This window comes from Ligilactobacillus equi DSM 15833 = JCM 10991, assembly GCF_001435735.1.
In the GTDB taxonomy this organism is placed as follows: Bacteria; Bacillota; Bacilli; order Lactobacillales; family Lactobacillaceae; genus Ligilactobacillus; species Ligilactobacillus equi.
This window is the reverse complement of the sequence record NZ_AZFH01000185.1, coordinates 3,031-8,260: the sequence shown is the minus strand read 5'-3', so window position 1 is coordinate 8,260 and position 5,230 is coordinate 3,031. Positions and strand designations below refer to the sequence as shown.

General features: G+C 41.3%; 2 protein-coding genes. Both read left to right on the top strand.

From position 1 onward, the window contains the following. The coding region (locus FC36_RS10075; RefSeq protein WP_156409582.1) for a MiiA motif-containing surface protein at positions 1 to 816 on the top strand (816 nt) is incomplete at its 5' end. Positions 817 to 1,201: 385 nt separating this feature from the next. After that, the coding region (locus FC36_RS10070; protein WP_202813101.1) for a putative mucin/carbohydrate-binding domain-containing protein at positions 1,202 to 5,230 on the top strand (4,029 nt) is incomplete at its 3' end.

Here is a 5,230-nt window from a genome sequence, read left to right as displayed (position 1 = left end):
ACAACAACTCCAGGTGTCAAGGATGGTACAGTAGAAGTAACGTACCCAGATGGTACTAAGGAAGAAGTACCTATGAAGGTTCACGTTATTGAACAATTGGTACCAGGAGACGCCCCAAGTTACGACTTACCAAGTTTATCAATAGCGGATGTAGTTACACCAAACGTCCCAGAAAAGACACCAGTGCATGACACAACGTCCTTGACCGATGGTGAAAAAGAAGAAGTAACTGGTAAGGTAACCGAAGTTAATAACTTCCCAGATGGAACAAAGGTAGAAGTAGATAATGATGGTACAGCAACAATTACCTACCCAGATGGTTCTCAAGACACTATTCCGGGTACTGATTTGGTAACTGAAACAGTTACTGGAGGTGTAACTCCATCAGAAACGGATCAACCTGAACCAAATGCGCCAGCTAAGACACCAGTGAAGGATACAACTGGTTCAACTGACGGTGAAAAACAAACAGGAACTGATGAAGTTACAGAATCTGGTCAAGATGGTTCTCAAAACATTATCCCAGGGACAGACTCAGAAGTTGAAACGCCAACAAGTTCTACTGATACTACGGCTGTAGTTCATGAAAATGAACCAACCACTAAGAAGGCTGGCACTTCAGACAAGGTAGTCATTAACGTAGCTAACAAGCCAGTAGTTCAACCTGAAGAAAAGGTCAAAGTAGCAGTAAATGCAAGCAAAGAATTGCCACAAACAGGTGAAACCCACGCTGATGGAAGTGCTTTAGGTTTAGTAGCCTTAGCTGCTGCCGGAGTATTATCATTCATGGGTATGGGTAAAAAACGCGAAGATTAAGATTTAAAATCTGAGATTTACGAGAGAGGTTAATTAAGTTTAATCTCTCTTTTTTGATAAGTAGTAAAATTTTTTAGATTTAAATGGATATATTATCACTTGATTGTTTCTTACGCTATGCGTTTGCAGACCACTGTCATGATTTTAGATAAAGATAAACAAGAAGATGCGTGTTTTTATACGTATGATTATACTTGTTATTATATGTATACGAATAAGTATGAATACACGTATGATGATATGTATTATAATAAGTATAAAGTTACATATGATTGTGCGGGCTAGCACATGATAAATTGAAAGTTTCAGACAATTATAAAAATTAAATATCATTGACAAGCAAAATTAGGTATAATTAAGAAAAAAATAAATAGGGGTAAAGTGAATGTTTGCTAAAAATAACAAACACGAATTAATGAAAAAAAATGCTGATCGTAAAGTACGTTATGGTATTCGGAAATTAGGGATTGGGGTAGTTTCAGTAGCCTTGAGTACATTGTTTTTTATATCAAATGCTAGTCAAGTACAAGCTGATGTGACGGATTCCGTGACTAATGGCCAACTCCAAGCTAGTGAAGAGTCGCCTACGCCAAGTGAGGAAGGACTTAGTGCAGAGCCGGAAGGAATGTTTGAGGAAGAAGAAAATCCCGCACCGGTTCAACCAACGTTAGAATTTAAGGATGCTAGTAGTTTACCTCAATCTGTGCCAACAGCGGGAGTCGTTATCCCTGATACGGAAATCACCAGTTGGGAGCTGAAAGGTTATGGGGATCAGAAGTTTGGCGCAGTTTCTTTTACCGCACCAGTCATTGAACCAGTAATTGGGGTGCAAAAATATCCTCGTCAACCGCACCAGGTTTATGGTACTGATTTATATGCGCAGATTACGGTAAGTCGAGAAGATAAAACTATCTACCAGAAAAGTTTTACTGGGACTGATAGTAGTAGCTCAACTGATTTTTACGAGGAATATCAACCAGGAGATGTTTTAAGTATCTATCATGCAGAACCAAGTCGAATTAGTGCAGAACAAGCTGAATTACTGGGTACAGCTCTTAAAAATGCTAAAACATATTCCTACCGCATTCATGAAGATGGCTTGGAAAATATTACTGACTACGTAGAATTAAAGAAAGAGGTAGCCAAGTTTTATGCTGATTCGCAAAAAATAACTTTGGCTCCCCAAAAAGATTTAAGCGATGTGGCTGTAATACGTCAGGGAATTGAACAAGATCCGTACCTGTCTGAAGCTAATCGGACGGAGTTACTAGCAGAAATTGCAAAGGTGGAAGAAACGTTCCAAAACCTTCCTGGGGCAATTTTACCTGGTCAAGGCAAGCAAGTGGCAATTTTTAGTGTACCAGCGTCAACTATAACGGACCAAGAAGGACGACCAATGGGACGCAATATGGACCGACAAGCTCTAGGAATTACTTTAAAAGAAGGGGCAACTATTCGTGTTCGGGTCACGAGCGCTAAAGAAACAGAAGCTAAAAATTTGGCAGTGCAATTAATTGATTCTGACACACAAAAAATGGTGAACAAAGCAGTGACTCTCGATGGTGACTGGCTCGAAGTTACAGCTTTGGCAGATTCTGTAGCCTATATTAAAAGTCCAACAACAGGCGATTTCCAAGTTGAGTATGAAGTTGTTTCTGGGCGGGTAGATGAGTTGCCAGTTTTCACATCTGAAACGGATCAAAAGCAGGTTGAAAAACAATGGGATAAGTTCAAAGTACCATATGCTTTAATTGTAGGGAATAACATACAAATTCAAGCACCATATAAGGATTTAAACTTAATTTCGCAAAAGAATTTGGGAAATTTACTGAGTCAATATGACCAAATATTTAAAGAATACTATTCGTTGACTAATTTACGAGCAAATGAAAATGGTGTGTTGCAAATTCCGAGATATTTTGCCGCAGCAGATATTAATGGTGTGGGAGCTGCGTATTACGATAGCTCACGCTGGATTGGGAGTAATGGAACAAGTATCGGACCATACTTAAATATTGGCTGGTTAACGCTCCATGAGATTGCCCATGGTTTTGAAATTCCGTCTGCAACTATGCCGATTGTGGAAATTTTCAATAATGTGTATGGGACGCTCTATCAAGCTAAATATATTTACCCAACAAATGAAGAATTTACCAAGAGTGCCTGGATTTATGGGCGTAACCGTGAACGAGCGGTAGAAAGAATGGTCAACGCAGTTGAAAATGGTAAAGGCTACCAGGGAGCAGAATACAGCACGAGATTGTTAATGTTAATGAATTTGGCTGATTACCATGATAATGGGGGCCAGGATTTTCGGGCCTTTAATCAATATCACCAAGAGCTAGTAGCTCAAGGTAAGCCGGCCAACGATTTAGGTAAGGACTGGGTAGAATTATTCTTAAATCAATATGGAATTAATTTAGTAGATTACTTTGATAATTTGGGAGTAAAACTGGACAGCAGTACCAGATTAAATGCCCTTCAAAGTAATAAAGCTGTGGCGGTTATGCTATACCAAGTAGTGGGCGAAAATGATTTGCCTCAGGCCATGGATGCTTTAGGATGGACAGATAAGCAGTTGAAAAATAAGACTTCCTTAATAACCACGGCGGATTTAGCCAAGTTGGATCTAAAGGCTGATACGACGATAAGCTTGGCAAACTATCAAGTCTTAGCAGGTAAGCAACTAGCCATAATGGATGGTGATAGGGTAGTTAGAACAATCAATGGGGATGATTTGATTGCGAACCAAGGTAGCGTAGATTTATCCCAAGTGCCAGTTGGTGGCTATACACTAAAAGTCTTGGATAACGCTCTTCAAGTAGCGGACCCTTATATCACAATCAAGTCAGGAATGCCTAACCAGTTACAAACGGCAGTAACGACGACACTGTTACCGGAAGTTGAGGCGCTTTACACGGACAGCAGTCATACTACGGTTAAACCTAGCTTGACGCAAGCGCAGTTAGAAGCAGCGCAAAGTTTAGTGGATAGGATTGAGAATCCAGCGATTAAGCAATTAAATCAAGCGTTGATTACTCAAGCACAACCAGATGTTGAAGAGATTACTTTAAAAGGTTATGGGAACCAAACCTTTGCTACAATAAACAAAAATGAGGGTAGCGATAAATTAGTGCTTCAAACCTTGCCTGGGAAGCCACAACCATTTTACGGGATGAACGACTATGTGACAGTAGAAGTTTTTGATGATAATGGCAAGTTACTCTACCAACGGAGTTTCAAAGGAAATGAGGATTTAGTAGCAAGTAGTATTGAAATCCCTGTGCAAGAATATTATCAAGTTAAGGTTAGTCACAAGGAAGGGGCGTCACGTTTAGTAACTAAACTTGATGATCAGGTAGTGATTCCCGAAAAAGTTTCATCGTTTACGGTGGTAGACGGACACTTGATGGCAGATAATACATTATTTATCCAGGACGGGTTGCGAGGAAAAACACCTCAGTTCGAGGTAAGGAAACTGACGCAACCAAGTGACTTAATTAAGGAGATTAAGGCGCGTGTTAACGATGCTAATGGTAAGACATATACGAATGCAAACTTTACGGTGGAAAATCTTGATGTAAATACTCCGGGGAGTTATACGGTGAAAGTCAAGGCAGAGGTCGTGATTAATGGGATGAAACGGACGGTAGAACAGGCCTATCCGGTAGTTATTACTGGAATAGCGTCAAGTGAAGAATCAGAATCCGATACTAACCCAAGTGCGAGCTCAATCGAATCAGTACCTTCACAATCCCCAACGTCGTCACCAAGTGAATCCTCAGGAGAAGTACCAAGTGAGACTTCAGCAGAGTCAGTCCCATCAGAAACTACAACGTCGGGTCCAAGTGAATCCTCAGAAGAAGTCCCAAGTAAGACTATGCCCGAGTCAGGTCCATCAGAGACCACAACGTCGGGTCCAAGTGAATCCTCAGATGTAACGCCAAGTGAGACTATGCCCGAGTCAGTCGCATCAGAAACCACAACGTCGGAGCTAAGTGAATCCTCAGATGTAACTCTAAGTGAGACAACGCCTGAGTCAGTCCCATCTGAGTCTCCAACATCGGGGCTAAATGAATCCTCAGAAGAAGTACCAAGTGAGACTACATCCGAGTCAGTCCCATCTGAGTCCCCAACGTCGGATCCAAGCGAAGCCTCAGATGTAACGCCAAGTGAGACTACGCCCGAGTCAGGTCCATCAGAGACCACAACGTCGGAGCCAAGTGAATCCTCAGAAGAAGTACCAAGTGAGACTACACCCGAGTCAGTCGCATCAGAAACCACAACGTCGGATCCAAGCGAAACCTCAGATGTAACTCCAAGTGAGACTACACCCGAGTCAGTCGCATCAGAAACTTCAACGTCGGGTCCAAGTGAATCCTCAGATGTAACTCCAAGTGAGACTACACCCGAA